The organism is Variovorax sp. EBFNA2, from assembly GCF_033802765.1.
Taxonomy (GTDB): domain Bacteria; phylum Pseudomonadota; class Gammaproteobacteria; order Burkholderiales; family Burkholderiaceae_C; genus Variovorax; species Variovorax paradoxus_H.
The window spans coordinates 4,140,572-4,158,654 of record NZ_CP138496.1; the positions used below are offsets into that span (position 1 = coordinate 4,140,572).

At 68.0% G+C, this 18,083-nt stretch carries 18 protein-coding genes; 4 read left to right on the top strand and 14 right to left on the bottom strand.

The genetic code is table 11. The features are described 5' to 3' along the window. Positions 1-2 precede the first annotated feature (2 nt). The 12 genes from RZE79_RS19520 to RZE79_RS19575 form a co-directional block, all read right to left on the bottom strand. Entirely contained in the window at positions 3-1,292 is a 1,290-nt protein-coding gene (locus RZE79_RS19520; RefSeq protein WP_319356115.1) for a pilus assembly protein TadG-related protein, read from the bottom strand. Between the two features lie 46 nt (positions 1,293-1,338). Continuing rightward, positions 1,339-1,515 (bottom strand): Flp family type IVb pilin, encoded by a 177-nt coding sequence (locus RZE79_RS19525; RefSeq protein ID WP_319356117.1) that lies wholly within the window; start codon positions 1,513-1,515, stop codon positions 1,339-1,341. 108 nt (positions 1,516-1,623) lie between these two features. Continuing rightward, the gene (locus RZE79_RS19530; RefSeq protein ID WP_319356118.1) at positions 1,624-1,839 is read right to left on the bottom strand and encodes a Flp family type IVb pilin; all 216 of its coding nucleotides are present in this window, start codon (positions 1,837-1,839) and stop codon (positions 1,624-1,626) included. A gap of 136 nt (positions 1,840-1,975) precedes the next feature. Continuing rightward, entirely contained in the window at positions 1,976-2,269 is a 294-nt protein-coding gene (locus RZE79_RS19535) for a hypothetical protein (RefSeq protein ID WP_319356120.1), read from the bottom strand. An 11-nt stretch (positions 2,270-2,280) separates the two neighbouring features. Beyond that, complete coding sequence (locus RZE79_RS19540) at positions 2,281-3,726, bottom strand: type II and III secretion system protein family protein (protein WP_319361225.1); 1,446 nt, start codon at positions 3,724-3,726, stop codon at positions 2,281-2,283. Positions 3,727-3,815: 89 nt separating this feature from the next. Further along, positions 3,816-4,655 carry a Flp pilus assembly protein CpaB gene (cpaB, locus tag RZE79_RS19545; RefSeq protein ID WP_319356122.1) on the bottom strand — a complete coding sequence of 280 codons (840 nt, stop codon included), beginning with the start codon at positions 4,653-4,655 and terminating at the stop codon, positions 3,816-3,818. A 33-nt stretch (positions 4,656-4,688) separates the two neighbouring features. Beyond that, entirely contained in the window at positions 4,689-5,273 is a 585-nt protein-coding gene (locus RZE79_RS19550) for an A24 family peptidase (RefSeq protein WP_319356123.1), read from the bottom strand. Between the two features lie 16 nt (positions 5,274-5,289). Next, on the bottom strand, positions 5,290-5,436 hold the full coding sequence (locus RZE79_RS19555) for a hypothetical protein (protein ID WP_194273913.1): 147 nt from the start codon (positions 5,434-5,436) through the stop codon (positions 5,290-5,292). A gap of 222 nt (positions 5,437-5,658) precedes the next feature. Continuing rightward, positions 5,659-6,876, bottom strand: coding sequence for a CoA transferase (locus tag RZE79_RS19560; RefSeq protein ID WP_319356125.1), 1,218 nt, complete (start codon positions 6,874-6,876; stop codon positions 5,659-5,661). Next, on the bottom strand, positions 6,876-7,844 hold the full coding sequence (locus RZE79_RS19565) for a tripartite tricarboxylate transporter substrate binding protein (protein ID WP_153283506.1): 969 nt from the start codon (positions 7,842-7,844) through the stop codon (positions 6,876-6,878). Before RZE79_RS19565 ends, RZE79_RS19560 begins: the two co-directional genes overlap by 1 nt. A 36-nt stretch (positions 7,845-7,880) precedes the next feature. After that, the gene (locus tag RZE79_RS19570; protein ID WP_319356126.1) at positions 7,881-9,020 is read right to left on the bottom strand and encodes an acyl-CoA dehydrogenase family protein; all 1,140 of its coding nucleotides are present in this window, start codon (positions 9,018-9,020) and stop codon (positions 7,881-7,883) included. After that, the gene (locus RZE79_RS19575; RefSeq protein WP_319356127.1) at positions 9,017-10,174 is read right to left on the bottom strand and encodes an acyl-CoA dehydrogenase family protein; all 1,158 of its coding nucleotides are present in this window, start codon (positions 10,172-10,174) and stop codon (positions 9,017-9,019) included. Before RZE79_RS19575 ends, RZE79_RS19570 begins: the two co-directional genes overlap by 4 nt. A gap of 109 nt (positions 10,175-10,283) precedes the next feature. On the opposite strand from RZE79_RS19575, the gene RZE79_RS19580 reads away from it, so the two are divergent. The 4 genes from RZE79_RS19580 to RZE79_RS19595 all read left to right on the top strand — a co-directional run bounded on the left by RZE79_RS19580 (position 10,284) and on the right by RZE79_RS19595 (position 15,324). Further along, positions 10,284-11,081 (top strand): helix-turn-helix domain-containing protein, encoded by a 798-nt coding sequence (locus RZE79_RS19580; protein WP_319356128.1) that lies wholly within the window; start codon positions 10,284-10,286, stop codon positions 11,079-11,081. Between the two features lie 144 nt (positions 11,082-11,225). Then, positions 11,226-11,726 carry a sigma-70 family RNA polymerase sigma factor gene (locus RZE79_RS19585; RefSeq protein WP_319356129.1) on the top strand — a complete coding sequence of 167 codons (501 nt, stop codon included), beginning with the start codon at positions 11,226-11,228 and terminating at the stop codon, positions 11,724-11,726. Beyond that, complete coding sequence (locus RZE79_RS19590; RefSeq protein ID WP_319356131.1) at positions 11,726-12,706, top strand: FecR domain-containing protein; 981 nt, start codon at positions 11,726-11,728, stop codon at positions 12,704-12,706. Before RZE79_RS19585 ends, RZE79_RS19590 begins: the two co-directional genes overlap by 1 nt. 182 nt (positions 12,707-12,888) lie before the next feature. Next, positions 12,889-15,324: a TonB-dependent siderophore receptor gene (locus RZE79_RS19595; RefSeq protein WP_319356133.1), complete on the top strand. Its 2,436-nt coding sequence runs from the start codon at positions 12,889-12,891 to the stop codon at positions 15,322-15,324. 42 nt (positions 15,325-15,366) lie between these two features. Here RZE79_RS19595 and RZE79_RS19600 read toward each other — a convergent pair whose 3' ends face one another. Continuing rightward, positions 15,367-17,238 carry a hybrid sensor histidine kinase/response regulator gene (locus tag RZE79_RS19600; RefSeq protein WP_319356135.1) on the bottom strand — a complete coding sequence of 624 codons (1,872 nt, stop codon included), beginning with the start codon at positions 17,236-17,238 and terminating at the stop codon, positions 15,367-15,369. Positions 17,239-17,296: 58 nt separating this feature from the next. After that, on the bottom strand, positions 17,297-17,974 hold the full coding sequence (locus RZE79_RS19605; protein ID WP_319356137.1) for a response regulator transcription factor: 678 nt from the start codon (positions 17,972-17,974) through the stop codon (positions 17,297-17,299). Positions 17,975-18,083: the final 109 nt, after the last annotated feature.

The window sequence follows — 18,083 nt, forward strand, 5'->3', positions numbered from 1 at the left end:
GCTCACCTCACAAGGACCGGAACCAGCGGGCCCACCGAACCACCGGGCAGACCGCTGGTGGTGCAGGGACTCGCCGTCGGCGAAACTACGCCGGCGTTGCCGAGGTACTCGAGCTGCGTGTCGCCCATGGGAATCTGTAGCGGCTGCAGCATCAGGAAGCAGAGGTAGTCGATGACGTGAGAAGAACCATCGACCACAGGCGCCGTGACGATGCGGCGGTCCATGCCGTACTGCCTGTGCCCCCCCGCCACATTGCCGGGCGCCGCGAGCTTCTGGAAGCTGTTGAGCGTGAGGCCCGTGCGCGCTTCGCAGCCGCCCAGGCTGATGCCGGTGTCGTCGCACGACGCGAAGGCCGCGCGCTTGGTCACGAAGTTCTGCGCGCTGGTGGGCGCACCGGCAGGCGGGCTGCCGTCGTAGGCATTGGGTGGCGAACCGTCCGAACGCGCGGGCCAGTTGGTCGTGGTGTAGGCGTAGCCCGTGTAGTCCGGACGCCCCGCGCTCGGACCGCCGCTGTTCTTGTAGACACCGAAGCGCTGGTTCCACACTTCCGCAATCACGGCCTGGACGCCGGGCGTGCCGATCGGGTCGCCGATCCGGGTCTCGCAGTCGTTGCCGCTCAATTCATCCCGGGTTTCGTCGGCGCTGTTGGTGCCGTTGAGGTTGGCCCAGCCGATCTGGCCGCCGACCGCGGCGTTCTGGGCCCTGATCAACGTCAACCACTCGCCCCGGACGAAGCCGTAGTCGGGTGCGGTCCCACCGGGCCTGGGCTTGACCAGGACCGGAATGGGACACGTGGTCTGGGCGCTGCCACGGGTTGCCACGGCGTTGGCCGCGACGCTGCGCGTGGACGGGTTGCCGGCGTAATCGCCGGAGAACGCGCCCATGGCCTTCATGAGCCAGATCTGGATGTTGGGTTGGGTGTGGGTGCACTGCGCATAGCGTGCGTTGGCCGACGCGGTGGTGACCACGTAGGACGCATCGCGGAACGTGATGTCGGCCGCTATGAGCTTGCCCTGGCCGCTCCAGGTGGCCGACTGCAGGTTCACGTTGTTGGCATTGCCGGCGGTTTGACCCGCACTTTGCGCCCTGCTGATGGCCGTGCTTTCCCCGTTGAGTTCATTCGCGGCGGCCAGCGCGCAGCTGTCCACCGCCGTCTGCAGTTCGGTGCGGGCGACGAAGAGGCGGCCGAAGTCGAGCGCGATGCCCATGAAGCCGAGCAGGAACAGCATGAACAGCGCGACCGTGATGATCATCGCGCCGCGCTGGTGGCGAGGGGTGCGGCTGGCTTTCATGGTGGGTCCTCGGGATGGACGATAAAAAATGAGAACACCGGATGCGTCAGGCGCAGCCGTTGCCGCTCAGGCAGGCGACCAACCGCACGTGCAAGCCGTCGATGCTCGCCGCGATCGTGGCCGGTTGCAGCGCGATCACCAGCACGATGGAGATGACGGCGATGATCAAGGCGTACTCGACCACCTGAGCGCCGTCCTCATCTGTCAGCAATGACTTGAACATGGTGATGACCCCATTTCGTTGTGGACGGAAATTGCGCAAGGCATCGGAATTGCGGAAGAAAGCAAGCCTCGAGGTAAAGCCCACCTTCTTCCGCCCTCCCCACACGCTTCAGACGCAGCCGCCGTCCGTCGACGTCAGGCAGAGTCCGACACGCTCGATGAAGGTCCCGAAGCTGCCGTCGTCGGCCGTGAGGGCCTTCAGGGCAACAACCAGTGCGATCGAAACGACCGCGATGATCAGGGCGTACTCGACGACCTGAGCGCCTTCTTCGTCGCGCAGCAAACCGCTCGCGGACTTCCCGATGGTTTTGAAAAACTTGTTCATGGCTCTTTCCTTTCAAGGGATGGACTACAAAAAATCAGATTGAGAAAAAACAGGGAGATCGAATGTCATGCGTGTCGTGGCGTTCTCCTTTCCATGTGGAAGCTGATGTGGAACGGGTCCGCAAAGTCGCGGTCTTTCATTTCCCCGAGCCGCCGCCCTGGCCACCGATCTGCCCGCCAATGTTGATGACATTGACTGCCGGTGGTGGCTTCTTGTAGGACTCGTGGTACTGCACCATCGACTCGCGCGACGCGCGGCCGTCCATGCCTGTGACCGGATCGCCGTTCTTGCCGGCGTTCGGGTTGAGCGTCATCTTCTTTCTGGCGTCGCGCACGGCGTCGCCGAAGCGCGCGTCGTAGTGGGGCGTGACGCTCGAGCAGCCGGCTGCCAGGAGGCATGCGAGCACGAGGGGTGTCGATCGGATGAACATGGCGGGGCTCCTCACGGGGTTTGGCTGGCCGGGGCGGCCGGGGCCGGGGTGCTGCTTTCGAGGGCGCCGTTCAGGTACATCTCGGCGCGGCTGGGCAGCACGTGGTTGTCGGTCGGCACGCGCGGCGGCTCGGCCAGCGGACGCACCAGGCGCGGCGTGATGACGAACATCAGCTCGGTCTGCTCGTTCTGGAACTCGGTGCTGCGAAACAGCGCGCCCATCACCGGCACTTCGCCCAGGCCCGGATAGCGCTTGACCGCCTCCGTCGCGTTGCTCTTGATCAGGCCGGCGATGACGAAGCTCTGCCCGTCGTTGAGCTGCACCGTGGTGTCGGCGCGCCGCACCGTGAGCGACGGCAGCACGGACGTCACGCCGCCGACCGTGGTGAAGGGCGAGCCGGTCTGCGTCAGGTCCGACACCTCCGACACCATCTTCAGGTTGATGCGGTCGCCGTTGAGCACCGTCGGCATGAATTTCACGCCGATGCCGAACTCCTTCTCTTCCAGCGTGATGGTGCTTCCGTTGGCGCCGCTGCCGGTTTGCGACACCGGAATGAAGATCTTGCCGCCCGACAGGAAGCTGGCGTTCTGGCCGCTGATGGCCATGATGTTGGGCTCGGCCAGGACGCGCACCAGGCCGTCGTCCTTCTGGCCGTCGATGGTCACCGCGCCGCGGCCGATGCGCAGCGCCTCGACCAGGCCGCCGCCCGCGCTCAGGAAGTTGGAGATCAGCGAGTAGTTGTGCAGGCCGCCGCCGCTCATGCGCGAGATGCCGACACGCGCACCCAGCCGATCGAGCAGGGTCTTGCTGACCTCGGCGATCTTCACTTCGAGCATCACCTGCTGGGGTGCGCCGACGCGCAGCAGGTTCACCACCTTCTTGCCGTCGGCGCCGTAGGCCGAGGCCAGGCTCATCACGTCGTCCAGCTTCAGCGCGTCGCTGATCTCGCCGGTGAGCACGATGGAGCGCTCGGCGCTGCGCACGCGGATGCCACGCTCTTCGGGCATCAACTCGGCCAGCTTGGCCTGCAGCGCGCCGGGATCGATGGTGACGATCACGTCCTTGATGTGACAGGTGCCGTCGGCACTCTGGAGCACCACGTTCATCGAGCCGGCCTGGCGGCCGCGGAAGAACAGGTCGGTCGGGCTCAGCAGCGTGACCTCGATGTCGCCGACGCCTTCACTCTTGGGCACGGGGGGCGCCGCCGCGCCCTGCGGCGTTGCCGCCTGCGCGGCCGCCTGGCCCTGAGGCTGGCCGCTGACCACGATGCGCACGGCACGCACCCTCAACGGAATGACCACCGACTTGCCGAGCACGGCATAGGTCGGCTCGCTGTCCGGGATGATGGCGGTGCAGCGCCGGCTGGCCGGGGCCGCAGGCGCTGCCGCAGCCAGTGCCGCAGGCGCAGGCATGGCGGCGGCCGTGACCGGGGCGGTTGCCACGACGTCCGCGGCCATGGCGGGGGTCGCCACTGTCGCGAAGGTCGCCAGCAGACGGGCGATGGTTGTTGTGAGTGGGCGCACTTGGTGTTCCTCCTGGCGATCGATCAGAAACAGGTGAGCGAACGGCCGGCGTGCTGGATCACTTCCACGCACTCGGAGGCTCGCGGCGTGGCGGGTCCTGCCGGCCGTGCACGCGGACGGGCCGGTGCCGCTGCGGTGGAGACCTGCACGAGATCCTTCTTCTCGCCGAACAGCTGCCCCTTGGTGATGCCCAGGGTGGCGACCGTGGTCTTGTCCATCTGGTTGCGAAGCACCAGCGACAGGGTGCCCACGCTGCGTGCCAGGTCGAGCTTCTCGGAGTCTTCGAGCGAGAGCTCGAGCGTCACCGCGCTCACGACCTTCGGCTTGGTGTCGTCGCGGTTGGCCTCCTGGGCCACGGCCAGCACCAGCACCTTCTCGAGCACGGTCTTGCTGATTTGCAGCCCGTCTTCGCCGCGCCCCTTGTCCTGCTGGGCGTTGACCATCACGTCGACGTAGTTGCCCGGCAGTGCGAAGCCGGCGACGCCGACGACGTCGTTGACGCGCACCGTCATGGCCCGCTTGCCGCTGGCGATCACCGCCGACAGCCCGCCCTGCGTGCCCACCGGCGCCAGCTTGCCCTCCATGAGCGCTTCGCCGCGCAACACGCCGACCTTCACCACCCGGTCGTTCAGCGCCTTGATGTCGCTGAAAGCGCCGTTCGGTATCGAGCCGCTGGGCCAGTCGACCGTGGACAGCATCTGCGCGTTGACGCGGCTGCCCAGGTCGATGTCGACGGCGGCCACCACAACCTTGTTGGATGCGATGCCGCTTTGCCGCGAGACCCAGCCGGTCGCGTAGACCGCGGCCGCCAGCCCGAAGAGCAGGGCCAGAAAGATCAGCCCGATCGCCTTGATGTTCTTCATACCAACCTCCGCCAGGGGTGAAACATGTAGGAGCTAGACAAAGCCCAGCTGGTGCGCCAGCACTTGGACCACCGTGCCCGCCGCGATGCAGATGCCGTAGGGCAACTTGCCCACGGACTGGCCCGCCTGCAGGCGCCCGTCGGGCCGAACGCCCGCGATGCTGGAAATGACCATGCCCTGCGCCGCGGCCTTGACGTTGCCGAGCATGTGAACCAGGCGGCGGCGATGGATCGCGAAGGCCAGCGCCGCGACACCGCCTGCAATGAAAGTGAAGAGCAAGGCCATCAGCGTCTGCTGGGGCCCGAGGAACGCGCCCGTCATCGCCATCAGCTTGACGTCGCCCGCGCCCATGATTCCGAGCGCATAGAAGGGCAGCATCGCGGCGAAGCCGACGGCCAGGCCACCGAACGCACTCAGTGCGCCCGACGACGGCGTGCGTGCCGCCATGGTTCCGTAGACGATCGCGAAGAACGCGCCGCCGAAGGTCAGCCAGTTGGGAATGCGATAGAAGCGCCAGTCGTTGAAGGCGGCCGTGGCGAGCAGCGCGAGAAGCACGAGCATGCGCACGTCGGTCGCCAGCATCGCGAGCAGTTCCAGGAGAGCGTTGAATTCCTGCATGGCGGGCTCCCCGTGTTCAGGCGCTGCGCCGCAAGGCGAGCACCAGCAAAAGGGCCACGACCATCACCAGCGCACCGATCAGCGCGAACTCCATGAACGACATGCCGGCGTCTTCGCGCAGCAGGCTCAGGGCGGTTCTCGGCAGAACTTCGAGCGGTTCCATGCGACTTCCCCGGTGGTGGTGACCGGCCGAAACCGCTGGCCTTCCCGGCGTGGGAAGAAGCGTTCGGCATGGGGATGACTGTAGGAACCGGGCCGCGTCCGCACATGAGCGGAGCGCCCTTTTCTGGGGGAGTCAGGCGCCCCGCGACGGCGCGGGGGCGGGCATGACAAAACGACTACCTGACAGGGCAGGCGACAGGCAAGGCGACAGCGCAGGCGCGCTTCAGATCACCTGCGCGTCACGCAGCGCCGCGAGCTGCGCCTCGCCCAAGCCCAGTTCGCCATACACCTGAGCGTTGTGCTGCCCGGTGCGCGGCCCCGTGCCGGCCGGCCGAACGCCTTCGCGCCCCACGAAGCGCGGCACCGCCGCCGGTGCCGGCACCGTGCCGAACTGTTCGTCGGGCACGTCGATGAAGGCGCCGCGTGCCTGCATGTGCGGGTCGGCCTGCAGGTCGGCGATCGAATACACCTTGCTGTAGGGCACGTCTTCGCGGTCCAGCCGCACGACCAGCTCCGCGAACGGGAGGCTGGCGCACCAGTCGGCAATGATGCGGTCGAGCGCCTCGAGGTGGCGGATGCGCGCGGCGTTGTCGGCAAAGCGGACGTCGCTGAGCAGGTCTTCGCGACCGATCGCGCGGCAGATGCGCGCAAAGATCGGCCCGCCCGTTCCCACCAGCGTGAACCACACGCCGTCGAGCGCGCGGAACACGTTGGACGGCGCGGTGTAGGTGGCGCGCGAGCCGGTGCGCTCGCGCACCACGCCGCCGATGCGGTGCTCCGCCGCCAGCGGATCGAGCAGGCGCGACATCGCCTCCGTGGCCGACAGGTCGATCTCGGCGCCCCGCTGCTGTTCGCGCGGCAACGCGTTGCGCTCGGCCAGCGCGGTGCTGATGGCAAAGGCACCGAACAACCCGGCCACCACATCGCCCAGCGGATAGTTCATGTGCTGCGGCGGCCCCCCGGGTTCGCCGGTCAGGTGCGTGAAGCCGCTCATCGCTTCGAAGATGCGCGCAAAGCCCGGACGTCGCGCATACGGCCCGGTCTGGCCGAAGCCCGTGAGGCGCAGCACGATGAGGCGCGGGTTGGCCGCGTGCAACGTGGCGATGTCCAGGCCCCACGCATCGAGCGTGCCGGTGCGGAAGTTCTCCACCAGCACGTCGAAGCCGGCGATGAGCTGCAGGAACAGCGCGCGGCCTTCGGGCTTGCGCACGTCCAGCGAGATGCCCTTCTTGCCGCGGTTCGCGGTCTTCCAGAACAGCGGATGGCCTTCGTGCACCGGCGTGAGCCCGCGCAGCGGATCACCGCCGCCCGGCAGCTCGAGCTTGACGACGTCGGCGCCCATGTCGCCGCACAGCGTGGCCGAGAACGGCGCCGCGAGCACGGTCGCCATGTCGAGAATGCGCACCCCGTGCAAGGGGGCGTGGTCAGCGTGCAAGTTCATCAGTTGCCCTTCAGGTCCACGCGCTTGAGGACGGGGTCCCACAGCTTGCGGTCGGCGGCGATGCGTTGGCCGTAGGCGGGCAGCGACGGATCGAGCGTGGCCGCACCCAGCTTGGCCAGCTTGTCCTTCACCGCAGGCAAGGCCTTGGCCAGCGCCGCGCGCAGCGGTCGCATTGCCGCATCAGGCGTGCCCTTGGGCGCGACGATGCCCACCCACAGGCCGCTGTCGAAGCCCTGCAGGCCCAGCTCGGCGAAGGTGGGCACGTCGGGCGCCGAGGGCGAGCGCGTGCGGCCGGTCTGCGCCAGGATGCGGATCTGCCCGCTGCTCATGTAGGGCAGCGTGCCGCCGAGGTTGTTGCACATCACGGGGATGTGGCCGGCGATCAGGTCGTTCACCGCCGGCGCGTTCCCCTTGTAGGGCACGTGCTGCATCTTGATGCCGGCCTGGTGGTTGATCATTTCGCACACCAGGTGCGACGGCGTGCTCGGGCCCGCGGAGCCGAAGGCGAGTTGGCCCGGCTTGGCCTTGTCGGCGGCAATGAGCTCGGACAGCTTCTGGTACGGCGTCTTCGCGTTGACCGCGATGACGTTCGGCAGGTCGGCCACCAGGCCCACGGGCACGAAGTCGTCCACCGGGTTCCAGTTGAGCCCCTTGTGCACGTAGGGCAGGAAGATGTTGGTCAGCCCCGCCATGAGCAGCGTGTGGCCGTCGGGCGTGGACTTGGCGACAAGCTCGGAGCCGATGAGGCTGCCGGCGCCGGGCTTGTTCTCCACGATGACCGGCTGGCCGAGGGCTTGGCCCAGTTCCAGCGCGACCTCGCGCGCCACCAGGTCGGTGCTGCCGCCAGCGGGGAATGGCACCACCAGCTTCACGGGGCGGTCGGGGAAGGCAGCCACGGCCAGCGAGCCGGCCAGGCCGAGCGCAAGGGCTGCGGCCACGTGTGAAAGTTTCTTGGTCAAGGGCGTCATCGTCAGTCTCCGGTTTCTGTGTGTGTATTCAGCGCGTCAGTGCGCGAGGAAGCGACGGCCAAGCGTGGCGCGGTGCAGCTCGGAGGCGCCGTCGTAGATGCGGAACGGCCGCAGCTCGCGCACGATGAGGGCGATGGGCGCGTCTTCCGACATGCCCAGCGCACCGCACATCTGCGCCGCACGGTCGGCCACGCGGTTCAGGGCTTCGGAGACGAACACCTTCGTCATCGCCGACGCGGTCTTCACCGACACGCCCTCGTCCATGCGGCGCGCGCAATCCAGGCTCATGAGCCGGCTGGCATGCAGGTCGATGTGGCAGTCGGCCACCATCGCCTGGATCTGCTGCAGGTCGGCCAGCCGATCGCCGAACGAGGTTCGCTCGCACACGTAGGCCTGCGCGATCTCGAGCGCGCGCCGCGCGCGACCCATGAGCCGCAGGCAGTGCGACAGGCGCGCAGGCTCCAGCCGCTGCTGCGCTTCGGCGAAGCCCGAGCCCACCTCGCCGAGCACCGCGTCGCCGCCCACACGGCAGGCGGTGAAGCGCAACTCGCCGTGGCCGCCGACGGCGAACGGATCGATGGCCTTGATGGCGCGCACCAGCGAAAGCCCCGGGTGGTCCATGTCCACGATGAACTGCGTGGGCCCTTCGTCCGTCTGCGCCAGCACGATGCAGAAGGCCGCGCCCACCGCGCCGGTGATGAACCACTTGTGGCCGTCGATGACCCAGCCATCGCCCTCCCGCCGCGCGGTGGTGCGCAGCATCGACGGGTCGGAGCCCGCGCCGGGCGCCGGCTCGGTCATCGCAAAGCACGAGCGGATGCGGCCCTCGGCCAGCGGCCGCAGGTAGCGCTGCTGCTGCGCGGGCGTGCCCCGGCGCAGCAGGCTGATCATGTTGGGCTGGTCGGGCGCCGCGCAGTTGAGCGCGGCCGGGCCGAGGTAGCTGCGTCCGGCCTCTTCGAACACCGCGGCGCGCTCGACCCACGACAGGCCCAGCCCGCCCTCCTCCGTCGGCATCTGCGGCAGGTACAGGCCCAGCTCGCGTGCGGCGGGGCGCAGTTGCGAGAGCACGGCGTCCAGTGCCAACGGATCGTGCACATGGGCGTTCGATTCGAGCGGAATGCAGTGCCGCTCGACGAAGTCGCGCACCCGTTCCATGAGGTCCGCGTGCAGGTTCATCGCGTGCCCGCTTCGCGCAATGCCAGCTTGGCGATGTTGAGCTGGTGGATCTGGCTCGTGCCCTCGTACAGGCGAAACAGGCGCACGTCGCGGTAGTAGCGCTCGATGGGGCTGAAGTCGGCCACGTAGCCGGAGCCGCCGAACATCTGCACCGCGCGGTCGGCCACGCGACCGCACATCTCCGACGCGAAGTATTTGCACATCGAGGCCGACAGGGCCACGTCCTCGCCGCGATCGCGTGCACGCGCCGCTTCGAGGATCATCGAGCGCGCCGCGTAGATGTCGGTGCGGCTGTCGGCGATCATGGCCTGCACCAGCTGAAAGTCGGCCACCGCCTGGCCGAACTGGTTGCGGCTGCTGGTGTGCGCCATGGCCAGGTCCAGCATGCGGATCGCCGGGCCCGTGCACAGCGCCGCCAGATGCAGGCGCTGCTTGTTGAGCACCTTCATCACCGTCTGAAAGCCCGCGCCCTCGCGCCCGCCGATGAGCTGGTCGGCGTGCACGCGGCACTCGTTGAAATGCACGTCCGACACGAACGAACCGGCCTGGCCCATCATGCGGTAGGGTTCGCCCGTCGTGAGACCCGGGCCGCGCTCGACCAGGAACGCCGACACGCCCTTGCTGCCCTTCGAGCCCTCTTCGGTGCGGGCGATGACGGTGAACACATCGGCCACCGGCGCGTTGGTGATGAAGCGCTTGCTGCCGTTGAGCACATAGTGGTCGCCCTCGCGGCGCGCGGTGGTCTGCACGTTGCTCGCCTCCGAGCCTGCCTCGGGCTCCGTGAGCGCCAGGCAGCCGGTGAGTTCGCCGGTCGCCATGCGCGGCAGCCAGCGCTGCTTCTGCGCCTCGGTGCCGTCGGCCACCAGCGCTTCGGAACCGATGCCCGTGTTGGTGCCCACGCGGGCACGCAGCGCCACCGACGACTGCGACAGCTCCATCGCGCACAGCACCAGCTCTTCGGTCGTGAGGCCCAGGCCGCCGTAGGCCTCGGGAATGCTCCAGCCGAAGTAGCCCTTGCGCCGCAGCTCGTCGACCACATCGGGCGGGATGTCGTTCTCGCGGCTGACCTGTTCTTCCAGCGGATGCCAGCGTTCGCGAACGAAGGCGCGGATGTCGGCCCGCAGGGCCTCGAAGTGGGGGGTGTCTCGGATCATGGTGAGCGCGACTGTAGGAAGCAGGTCCACAATCACCGGCACTGAATTTCAATTATTGAAACTGCGATTCACACCCATGCCCCGCCCTGTCCAGAATCGCCGCCATCCCATGAAGGACTCCGACGACCTGCGCCGGGTACGGGACGAAGACCCGTACTTTGCCGGCACCCTGGCCAAAGGCCTGCTCATCCTGCAGACCTTTGTGAGCGACCCGCGCGCGCACGCCAACAGCGAGTTCGCCACCAAGCTGGGCCTGCCGCGCCCCACCGTCTCGCGCCTGTGCCGCACCCTGCTGGCCATGGGTTTCCTGGACCACGACGAACGGCTCGACCGCTACTTCATCGGCCCCGCCGCCGTCGCGCTGTGCTATCCCTACGTCATCAACACGCCCCTGCTTGCCATGCTGCGCCCGGCCATGCAGCAGCTGGCCGACCGCATCGAGGGCGCGGTGTCGGTCGGCGTGACCAGCGATCTCGACGTGGTCTACCTGGAAACCTGTGCCCACGAAGGCGGCACCCTCAAGCGCCCCGGCGTCGGCGCCGTGCGCGGCATCGTCGAAACCGCCATGGGCCGGGCGTGGCTGGCGCAAGTGCCCGCCGGTGAGCGCCAGGAGTTCCTTGCCCGCGTGAAGCGCGAGCGGCCCGAAGAGCACGCGCGTTGCCTCGAGGGCGTGCGCGAGAGCGTGGCGAACTACAGCAAGCGCGGCTTCGCGATCAACCTGGGCGATTCAGGGTTCGGCGTGCTTGCCGCGGGTGTGGCGGCGCGGGTTCGCTACGGGCCGCGGCGGCTGCTGTTCAACTGCGCGGTGCCGGGGTTTCACTGGAAGAGGTCGCAGTTGCTGGACACGATCGGGCCGGGGCTGGTGCAGCTGGTGGGGGCGGCGGATCGGCAGTCGGGGTTGCGGTGAGGTCAGGCGGATCGCGGAGGTCGCGATCAGCCCTTTGGAAGACACCCCGCTGCGTTGCGCAGCCTGCCGAACCCTCGCGCAGCACGCCAGGCCGCGATGCTCTTAAAATGCGAGTAATTCTCAATTGCATCGCTTCCCCTCTTCATGCCTTCCGCCGACACCCGCACCGTGCAGGCGCTCTACACGGAGCACCACGGCTGGCTCAGCACGTGGCTGCGCCGGCGCCTGGGCTGTGCGCACAGCGCCGCCGACCTGGCGCAGGACACCTTCGTTCGCGTGCTGCTGCGCCCACAGGTGCTGCCCACGTTGCGTGAGCCGCGCGCCTACCTGACGACGCTGGCCAAGGGCGTGGTCAGCGAACACTGGCGCCGCCAGGCGCTGGAGCGCGCGTACATCGAGGCGCTCGCGCTGGCGCCCGAGGCGCTGGCGCTGTCGCCTGAAGAGCGCCTGCAGTTGCTGCAGACGCTGGACGCCATCGACGCGATGCTGGACGGCCTGCCGCACAAGGCGCGCGAAGCCTTCGTGCTGTCGCAGCTCGAAGGCCTGACCTACGCACAGATCGCCGAGCGCCTGGCGATCAGCGAACGCACCGTCAAGCGCCACATGGCCCTGGGCTTCGAGCATTGCCTGGCGTTGGTGGAATGATGAGCGCACTGCCACCCGTACCCGCACCCGACACCGCCGTGCTGCGCGAAGCCGCGCAATGGCTGGTGCGGCTGCACTCCGGCCGCGCAGGCGAAGCGGACCGCGCGGCCTGCGAAGCCTGGCGCCATGCGGACCCGGCGCACGAACGCGCATGGCAGCGTGCTGAACGCCTCTCGCAGAAGTTCGGCGCCGTGCCGGCGAGCGTCGGCGTGCCGGTGCTGGCCCGGCAGGCGCGCGGCAACCGACGGGCCGCGCTGCGCACGCTAGCGGTCTTGGCGACGGCCGCACCGGCCGCCTGGATCGGCTGGCGCCTGGCGCCGTGGGACAGCTGGGCTTCCGACCACGCCACCGCCACCGGCGAACGGCGCGACGTGCAGCTGGCCGACGGCAGCCGCGTGCTGCTCGACACCGGCAGCGCGATCGATGTGCGCATCGACGGCACGCAACGCACGGTGCGGCTGCGCGCGGGCGCGATCCGCGTCACGACCGCCGCCGATGCACGGCCTTTCATCGTGGAGACGGTGCAGGGCCGGCTGCGTGCGCTCGGCACGCGCTTCACGGTGCGCCAGGACCACGACGCGCTCGAGAGCGCATCGCCCGATGTGCGACTGGCCGTGACCGAGGGCGCGGTCGAGATCACCTTGCGCGGCGCGTCGTCGCCCGCGGGGATCGTGCCGGCCGGCCAGCAGACCGTGTTGAGCGCCCAGGGTGCCTCGACGCTGGCCGCCGTCTCGCCCGAGAGCCAGGCGTGGACGCAAGGCGTGCTGTATGCCGAGAACATGCGCCTGGCCGACTTCTGCACCGAGCTGTCGCGCTACCGACCCGGCCTGCTGCATTGCAGCCCGGAGGTGGCGAACCTGCGCATCTCCGGTGCGTTCCAGCTGCGCGACACCGACTACGTGCTCTCGATGGTGGCTACCACGCTGCCCGTGCAGGTGCTCACGCGCACGCGCTGGTGGGTGACGGTGGTGCCGGCCTGACGCAGAAATTTCTCGCCAATCCCTGTCCCTTTTTGAAGCTTCGTCGGGCAAGCCATGGAGCCGTGCTGTGAGTACGGCAAGAACAGGACCACCGAACCATGGCATTGCCCTCCTCCCGCACCGCGCGCCTGCGCCCACTTTCCCCTTGCATGCCCCCGCGCCCGAGCGCCGTAAGCCAAGGCGTGCGCACCCTCTGCCTGGCCTTCGCGCTCGCCGCTTCGGGCGCCGCGACCGCACAGGCGAACCCGCCGGCAGCCACCACCGCGGCCTACGACATCCCCGCCGGCGCGCTGGGCCCCGCGCTGTCGCGCTTCGCCGCACAGGCCGGCGTCACGCTGTCCTTCGAACCCTCGCTGACGGAAGGCCGCCGCACCGGCGGATTGCGCGGCACGCACGCGGTCGGCGAAGGCTTCTCGCGGCTGCTCGCGGGCACCGGCCTCGAAGCGGTCGCACGCGCAGGCGGCGGCTACACGCTGCGCCAGCCGGCGCCCAACGCGGCCACCTCTGCCGCACCGGCAGACGCGCAGAGCAACCTGCTCAGCGAAGTGCGCGTGACCGCGCAGGCCGAGCGCAGCGCGATCACCGAGGGCTCGAGGTCGTATGCGAGCCGCATCGTCACCGTCGGCAAGGGCGAGCAGACGCTCAAGGAGATTCCCCAATCCGTCACGGTGGTCACGCGCCAGAAGATGGACGACCAGAACCTCTACACCGTCGACGACGTGCTGGCCCAGACCACCGGCATCACGATGTACGACAGCCCGATGGGCGGACGCTATGTCTACTCCCGGGGCTTTCGCGTCGACACCTACCAGTTCGACGGCGTGAACCGCGCCTTCTACTACCCCCAGGCCAACAGCTTCACGAGCAATGCCGCCACGCTGGACCGCGTCGAGGTGGTGCGCGGCGCCACGGGCCTGCTGCAAGGGGCAGGTTCGCCCAGCGCCACCATCAACATGGTGCGCAAGCGCCCGACGGCCGACAAGCAATTGCAGGTGTCGGCCAGTGCGGGCTCATGGAACAACTACCGCACCGAGATCGACGCCAGCGGACCGCTCAACGAAGCCGGCACGCTGCGCGGCCGCGTCGTCGCCAGCGGCAACGACCGCGACTATTTCTACGACACCGCGAAGAGTCGCACCGGCGTGCTGTACGGCGTGCTCGCCGCCGACCTCGGGCCGAAGACCGTGCTCACCATCGGTGCCAGCCACGAAACGCTGCGCGCCACGCCGTTCTTCCAGGGCTTGCCGAGCTACAGCAACGGCGCCGACCTGCACCTGCGCCGGTCGACCTACCTGGCAGCCGACTGGAACCGCTGGAAGAGCGCGCAGACCTCCGCGTTTGCCGAACTCGCGCACCGCTTCGACGCCGACTGGTCGCTCAAGGTCACGGCGGGTTATGTGCGCGAGGCGCAGGACATCAAGTACGCCTTTCCGCTCGGGGCCGTGAACCCGGTGACCGGGGCCGGCAATGTCATGTACGGCGGCCTGTTCGACTTCAAGACCGACAACAAGACGCTCGACCTCGCCGTCGACGGCAAGTTCGACGCCTTCGGCAGAAGGCACGCGGTGAGCTTCGGCGCCAACACCGGGCGCATGTTCAACCACAGCGACTTCTCGCTGATGCAGCTGCCGGGCGTGGCCAACAACGTCTTCCGTCCGGTCTCGGCGATCCCCGAACCGAGCGACGCGACCTTCGTCGCCAGGCGCTATCGCGGCGGCGACACCGAAACAAGCATCACCCAATCGGGCGCCTACGGCGTGGCACGCCTGAGCCTCACCGACCCGCTGACGCTGGTCGCCGGCGCACGTGTCACGCGCTACAGGGCCAACGACCGCGACCGCATCACCGGCGAGCCGGCCACCGAGCCGTACCGCGAGAACGGCGTGCTGACGCCTTACGGCGGACTGATCTATGCGCTCAACCCGCAATGGTCGGCGTACGTGAGCTATGCCGACATCTTCCAGCCGCAGAACGCGATGACCGCCGCCGGCGACATGCTGCCGCCCGTCAAGGGCCGCAACTTCGAAGCGGGCCTGAAGGGCGAGCTGCTCGACGGCAAGGTCAACGCCTCGGTGGCGCTGTTTCGCCTCGACCAGAACAACCGGGCGCAGGAAGACCTGGTCAACGTCTGCACGCGGAGCACCTACTGCTACATGTCGACCGGCAAGGTGCGCAGCGAAGGCCTCGACGCAGAGATCAGCGGCGAAGTGGCGCGCGGCTGGCAGGTGTTCGCGGGCTACACGTTCAACCACTTCAAGTACATGAACGACACGGCCAACGCCGGCATCGACTTCGCCAGCACGTACTCGCCCAAGCACATGCTGCGCGTGTGGACCGAATACCGCCTGCCCGGCGAACTGAACGCCTGGACACTGGGCGGCGGCGTGAACTTCCAGACCGCGAGCTCGCGCACCACGGGCTCCATCAAGCTGGAGCAGGCCTCGTACGCCGTCTGGAGCGCGCGTGTCTCCTACCAGGTCAACCGCAACTGGTCGGCCGCGCTGAACGTGAACAACCTGTTCGACAAGACCTACTACCAGACCGTCGGCGCGCCGGCCTGGGGCAATGTCTACGGCGAACCGCGCAGCGCCATGGTGACCTTGCGCGGCACCTTCTAGACGGGATGGTGGCAACGGCAACGGCAATGGCGCGGCAGGCACTCAGGGAACCGGCGATGGGTCCCTGAAGTACCGGGTCGCCGGAGAAAAAATCCGGCCCTTCCCGGTGACGGATGTCAGTTCCGCCATCGCCTGCAAAAGCGCGGCGGCGCTCACCGGCTTGAACAGCATCGGCACCCCCGATGACTGCGCACGCCGCAGCTGTTGCGGGGCCGTCTCGCCCGTGATCAGGAGCAGGGGAATGTCGAGCTGAAAGCGCTCGAGCAGGCGCAGGCCGACCTCGAGTCCATCTCCCCCGTCGGCCAGCCGGTAGTCGCACAAGAGCATCGAGAACGGACGGCTTCTCGCATCCGGGTGCGTCAGGGCTTCGACCGCATGCGATTCGTCGGTCACCGCCACGACATCGACGGCGTGTGCACGCAGCAGTGCCGCCATGGCCAGGCGAATCTCCGCTTCGTCATCGATCAGCAGCACGGGCCCGTGCAGGTTCGGCGCGGCAAGGCTGCGATGCGCGGGAATCTCCAGTTCATCGAGCAACAGTTCGGCCGGCGGCGCCAGCGCTGCATCGGCTTGCGGCAGGACCACGCGGAAATGCGTGCCGCGCCCCGGCCGCGAGTGCACCTCGATCGGGTGGGACATCAGGTGCGACAGGCGCTTGACGATCGACAGCCCGATCCCGAGTCCGCGCGCCCGGTCGCGGCCCGGATTGTCGATCTGATAGAACTCTTCGAAGATGCGGCTCAACTGCTCCGGTGCAATGCCGACGCCGGTGTCGCGAACCTCCAGCCACACCTTGTCTCCCCGCCGCCGGGCGACCACGCTCACGCCGCCCTCATGGGTGTACTTCAAGGCGTTGTCGACCAGATTGGAAAGCAGGCGAAACAGCAGCTGAATGTCGCTGCGCACCCACATGCCACTGGCACGGATGCGCAATTGCAGACCCTTCTGTTCCGCGTAGGGGGTGAAGGTCTGGTTGAGGACAAGAAGCAGCGCATCGAGTTCCAGTGCCTGCGGCTCGGACACGACAACGCCCGCGTCCAGATGCGACACGTCGAGCATCGTGTCCAGCGACGCGCCGAGCGCATCGACGGCGCGCATCAGGCGTTTGGCATTCGTTCTTTCAGGATGGTCGTGCAGTGCGGTTTCCATGGCCGCGCCGAACAGTGCAATGGCATGCATGGGCTGGCGCAGGTCGTGGCTGGCCGCGGCAAGAAAGCGGGTCTTTTCTGCGCTGGCTCGCTCCACGGCGGCGATGCGTTCGCGCAACTGTGCAGCCAGCATCTCGTTCTCGAACTGCAGCATCAAGGAGGCTGTCAGCCGCCTGTTCTGCTTCACGCCTTCGTGCAGAGTCAGGACCAGATTGGCAAAACTGAAAAGCGCCAGGAACCAGTGCAGCGTGCCGCCGTGCCAGATCAAGGCAAGGATCAGCCCGCCCATCACGGGGATGCCGCAGCCGAACATGGCTCCCTTGATCGGCCAACGCGCCTGAATGGCCCGGGTCCAGCTGACCATGATCACGACGATCACCACGGTCGTCATCGCCGGGCTCTGGATGAGCACAAGGAACAAGGCGCAGGGCAGCGCTGTGGTCACGCTGACCAGCGTGACGATCCACGTGTACCGGCGCGCCCAATCGCGGCTTTCGGACAAGGGGACTTCCGGCGTCCACCGCGGCGCGAGCAAGGCATACAGGTTCATCGACACGACGGCGGCGACCATGCCGATCACCAGCAGGTGGTGGTTCGAATCGATGTTCAGGTAGCCGAAGATGCCGATCGCAATGGCGAAGCCGATGTGCGCACAGGTGGCCGTCGTGTGCGCGGCATACACCGAGGCCACGTGTTCGCGGAGCACCCGCTGGTCCATATCGGTGGCCGCCGTGGCCTGATGCACCGATCGCGCAGCGTCATTCATGAGTTGGGCCCCTTCCTTCGTTTTGCTTCGGTGATCGCGTTGCGCCTCCCCCGGTGAATCAACGCAGGCTGCTGATCAGTTCCGCCCGCGATTGCACGCCGAACAGCAAGAGAATCGTCGACACATAGTTTTTCACCGTGCCTTCGCGCAACTCGGCCAACTGGGCGATCTCCTTGTTGGACTTGCCTTCGAGAATCATCTGCAGCACACGCGCCTGGCTTCCTGTCAGGGCGCCCAGGCCACCGCTGGCGGAACGGCGGGGCGCCCGGTCGACCCACCTGGAAGCACGTGGAAGGCCATCGACCACGTCCCTTCCGAGCAGACCGCAGGCACGGATGAAGCTCACCACCTCCTTGAGGTTGGCCGACTTCGGCAGGAACGCGCTGGCGCCCTGGGCCAACGCACTTTGGGCAATGGCGTTCTGGGCCAGCGCGGTGGCGCCGGCGCCCGACAGCGCGACCACGCGGGCCTGGGGATAACGCTCGAGAAAAACGGACACGCCGCTCAGACCTCGTGTGTCGGGAAGTCCCAGATCGAGCAACACCAACCCGATGCGCTCCTGAGAGCGCTCATACACAGCCAGTGCCTGCGCCATGCTGCTGGCTTCGAAGACCTCGACCGCAGGCCCGTGGGGCGAGGCCTGCGCCTGGAGCAAGGCACGCACACCCAGGCGCACCAGGTCGTGGTCGTCCACGATCAGGATGGCTGATGCCCGGGTCGACACAGGAATGCTCATGGCGCGCATGTTAGGGTCATGCGGCGCCGGCTGATAGTGACGAAAGTCAACTCGCCGGCGCGCAAGCTGCCGCGGGCGGGGGATCGGCGGTTGGCTTCGCAGGCCGCGG

Excerpts from the sequence above, each read along its gene's own strand:
- RZE79_RS19520 (WP_319356115.1), bottom strand. The coding sequence starts at position 1,292 with ATGAAAGCCAGCCGCACCCCTCGCCACCAGCGCGGCGCGATGATCATC.
- RZE79_RS19525 (WP_319356117.1), bottom strand. The coding sequence starts at position 1,515 with ATGTTCAAGTCATTGCTGACAGATGAGGACGGCGCTCAGGTGGTCGAG.
- RZE79_RS19530 (WP_319356118.1), bottom strand. The coding sequence starts at position 1,839 with ATGAACAAGTTTTTCAAAACCATCGGGAAGTCCGCGAGCGGTTTGCTG.
- RZE79_RS19535 (WP_319356120.1), bottom strand. The coding sequence starts at position 2,269 with ATGTTCATCCGATCGACACCCCTCGTGCTCGCATGCCTCCTGGCAGCC.
- RZE79_RS19540 (WP_319361225.1), bottom strand. The coding sequence starts at position 3,726 with ATGGCCGCGGACGTCGTGGCAACCGCCCCGGTCACGGCCGCCGCCATG.
- cpaB (WP_319356122.1), bottom strand. The coding sequence starts at position 4,655 with ATGAAGAACATCAAGGCGATCGGGCTGATCTTTCTGGCCCTGCTCTTC.
- RZE79_RS19550 (WP_319356123.1), bottom strand. The coding sequence starts at position 5,273 with ATGCAGGAATTCAACGCTCTCCTGGAACTGCTCGCGATGCTGGCGACC.
- RZE79_RS19555 (WP_194273913.1), bottom strand. The coding sequence starts at position 5,436 with ATGGAACCGCTCGAAGTTCTGCCGAGAACCGCCCTGAGCCTGCTGCGC.
- RZE79_RS19560 (WP_319356125.1), bottom strand. The coding sequence starts at position 6,876 with ATGAACTTGCACGCTGACCACGCCCCCTTGCACGGGGTGCGCATTCTC.
- RZE79_RS19565 (WP_153283506.1), bottom strand. The coding sequence starts at position 7,844 with ATGACGCCCTTGACCAAGAAACTTTCACACGTGGCCGCAGCCCTTGCG.
- RZE79_RS19570 (WP_319356126.1), bottom strand. The coding sequence starts at position 9,020 with ATGAACCTGCACGCGGACCTCATGGAACGGGTGCGCGACTTCGTCGAG.
- RZE79_RS19575 (WP_319356127.1), bottom strand. The coding sequence starts at position 10,174 with ATGATCCGAGACACCCCCCACTTCGAGGCCCTGCGGGCCGACATCCGC.
- RZE79_RS19580 (WP_319356128.1), top strand. The coding sequence starts at position 10,284 with ATGAAGGACTCCGACGACCTGCGCCGGGTACGGGACGAAGACCCGTAC.
- RZE79_RS19585 (WP_319356129.1), top strand. The coding sequence starts at position 11,226 with ATGCCTTCCGCCGACACCCGCACCGTGCAGGCGCTCTACACGGAGCAC.
- RZE79_RS19590 (WP_319356131.1), top strand. The coding sequence starts at position 11,726 with ATGAGCGCACTGCCACCCGTACCCGCACCCGACACCGCCGTGCTGCGC.
- RZE79_RS19600 (WP_319356135.1), bottom strand. The coding sequence starts at position 17,238 with ATGAATGACGCTGCGCGATCGGTGCATCAGGCCACGGCGGCCACCGAT.
- RZE79_RS19605 (WP_319356137.1), bottom strand. The coding sequence starts at position 17,974 with ATGAGCATTCCTGTGTCGACCCGGGCATCAGCCATCCTGATCGTGGAC.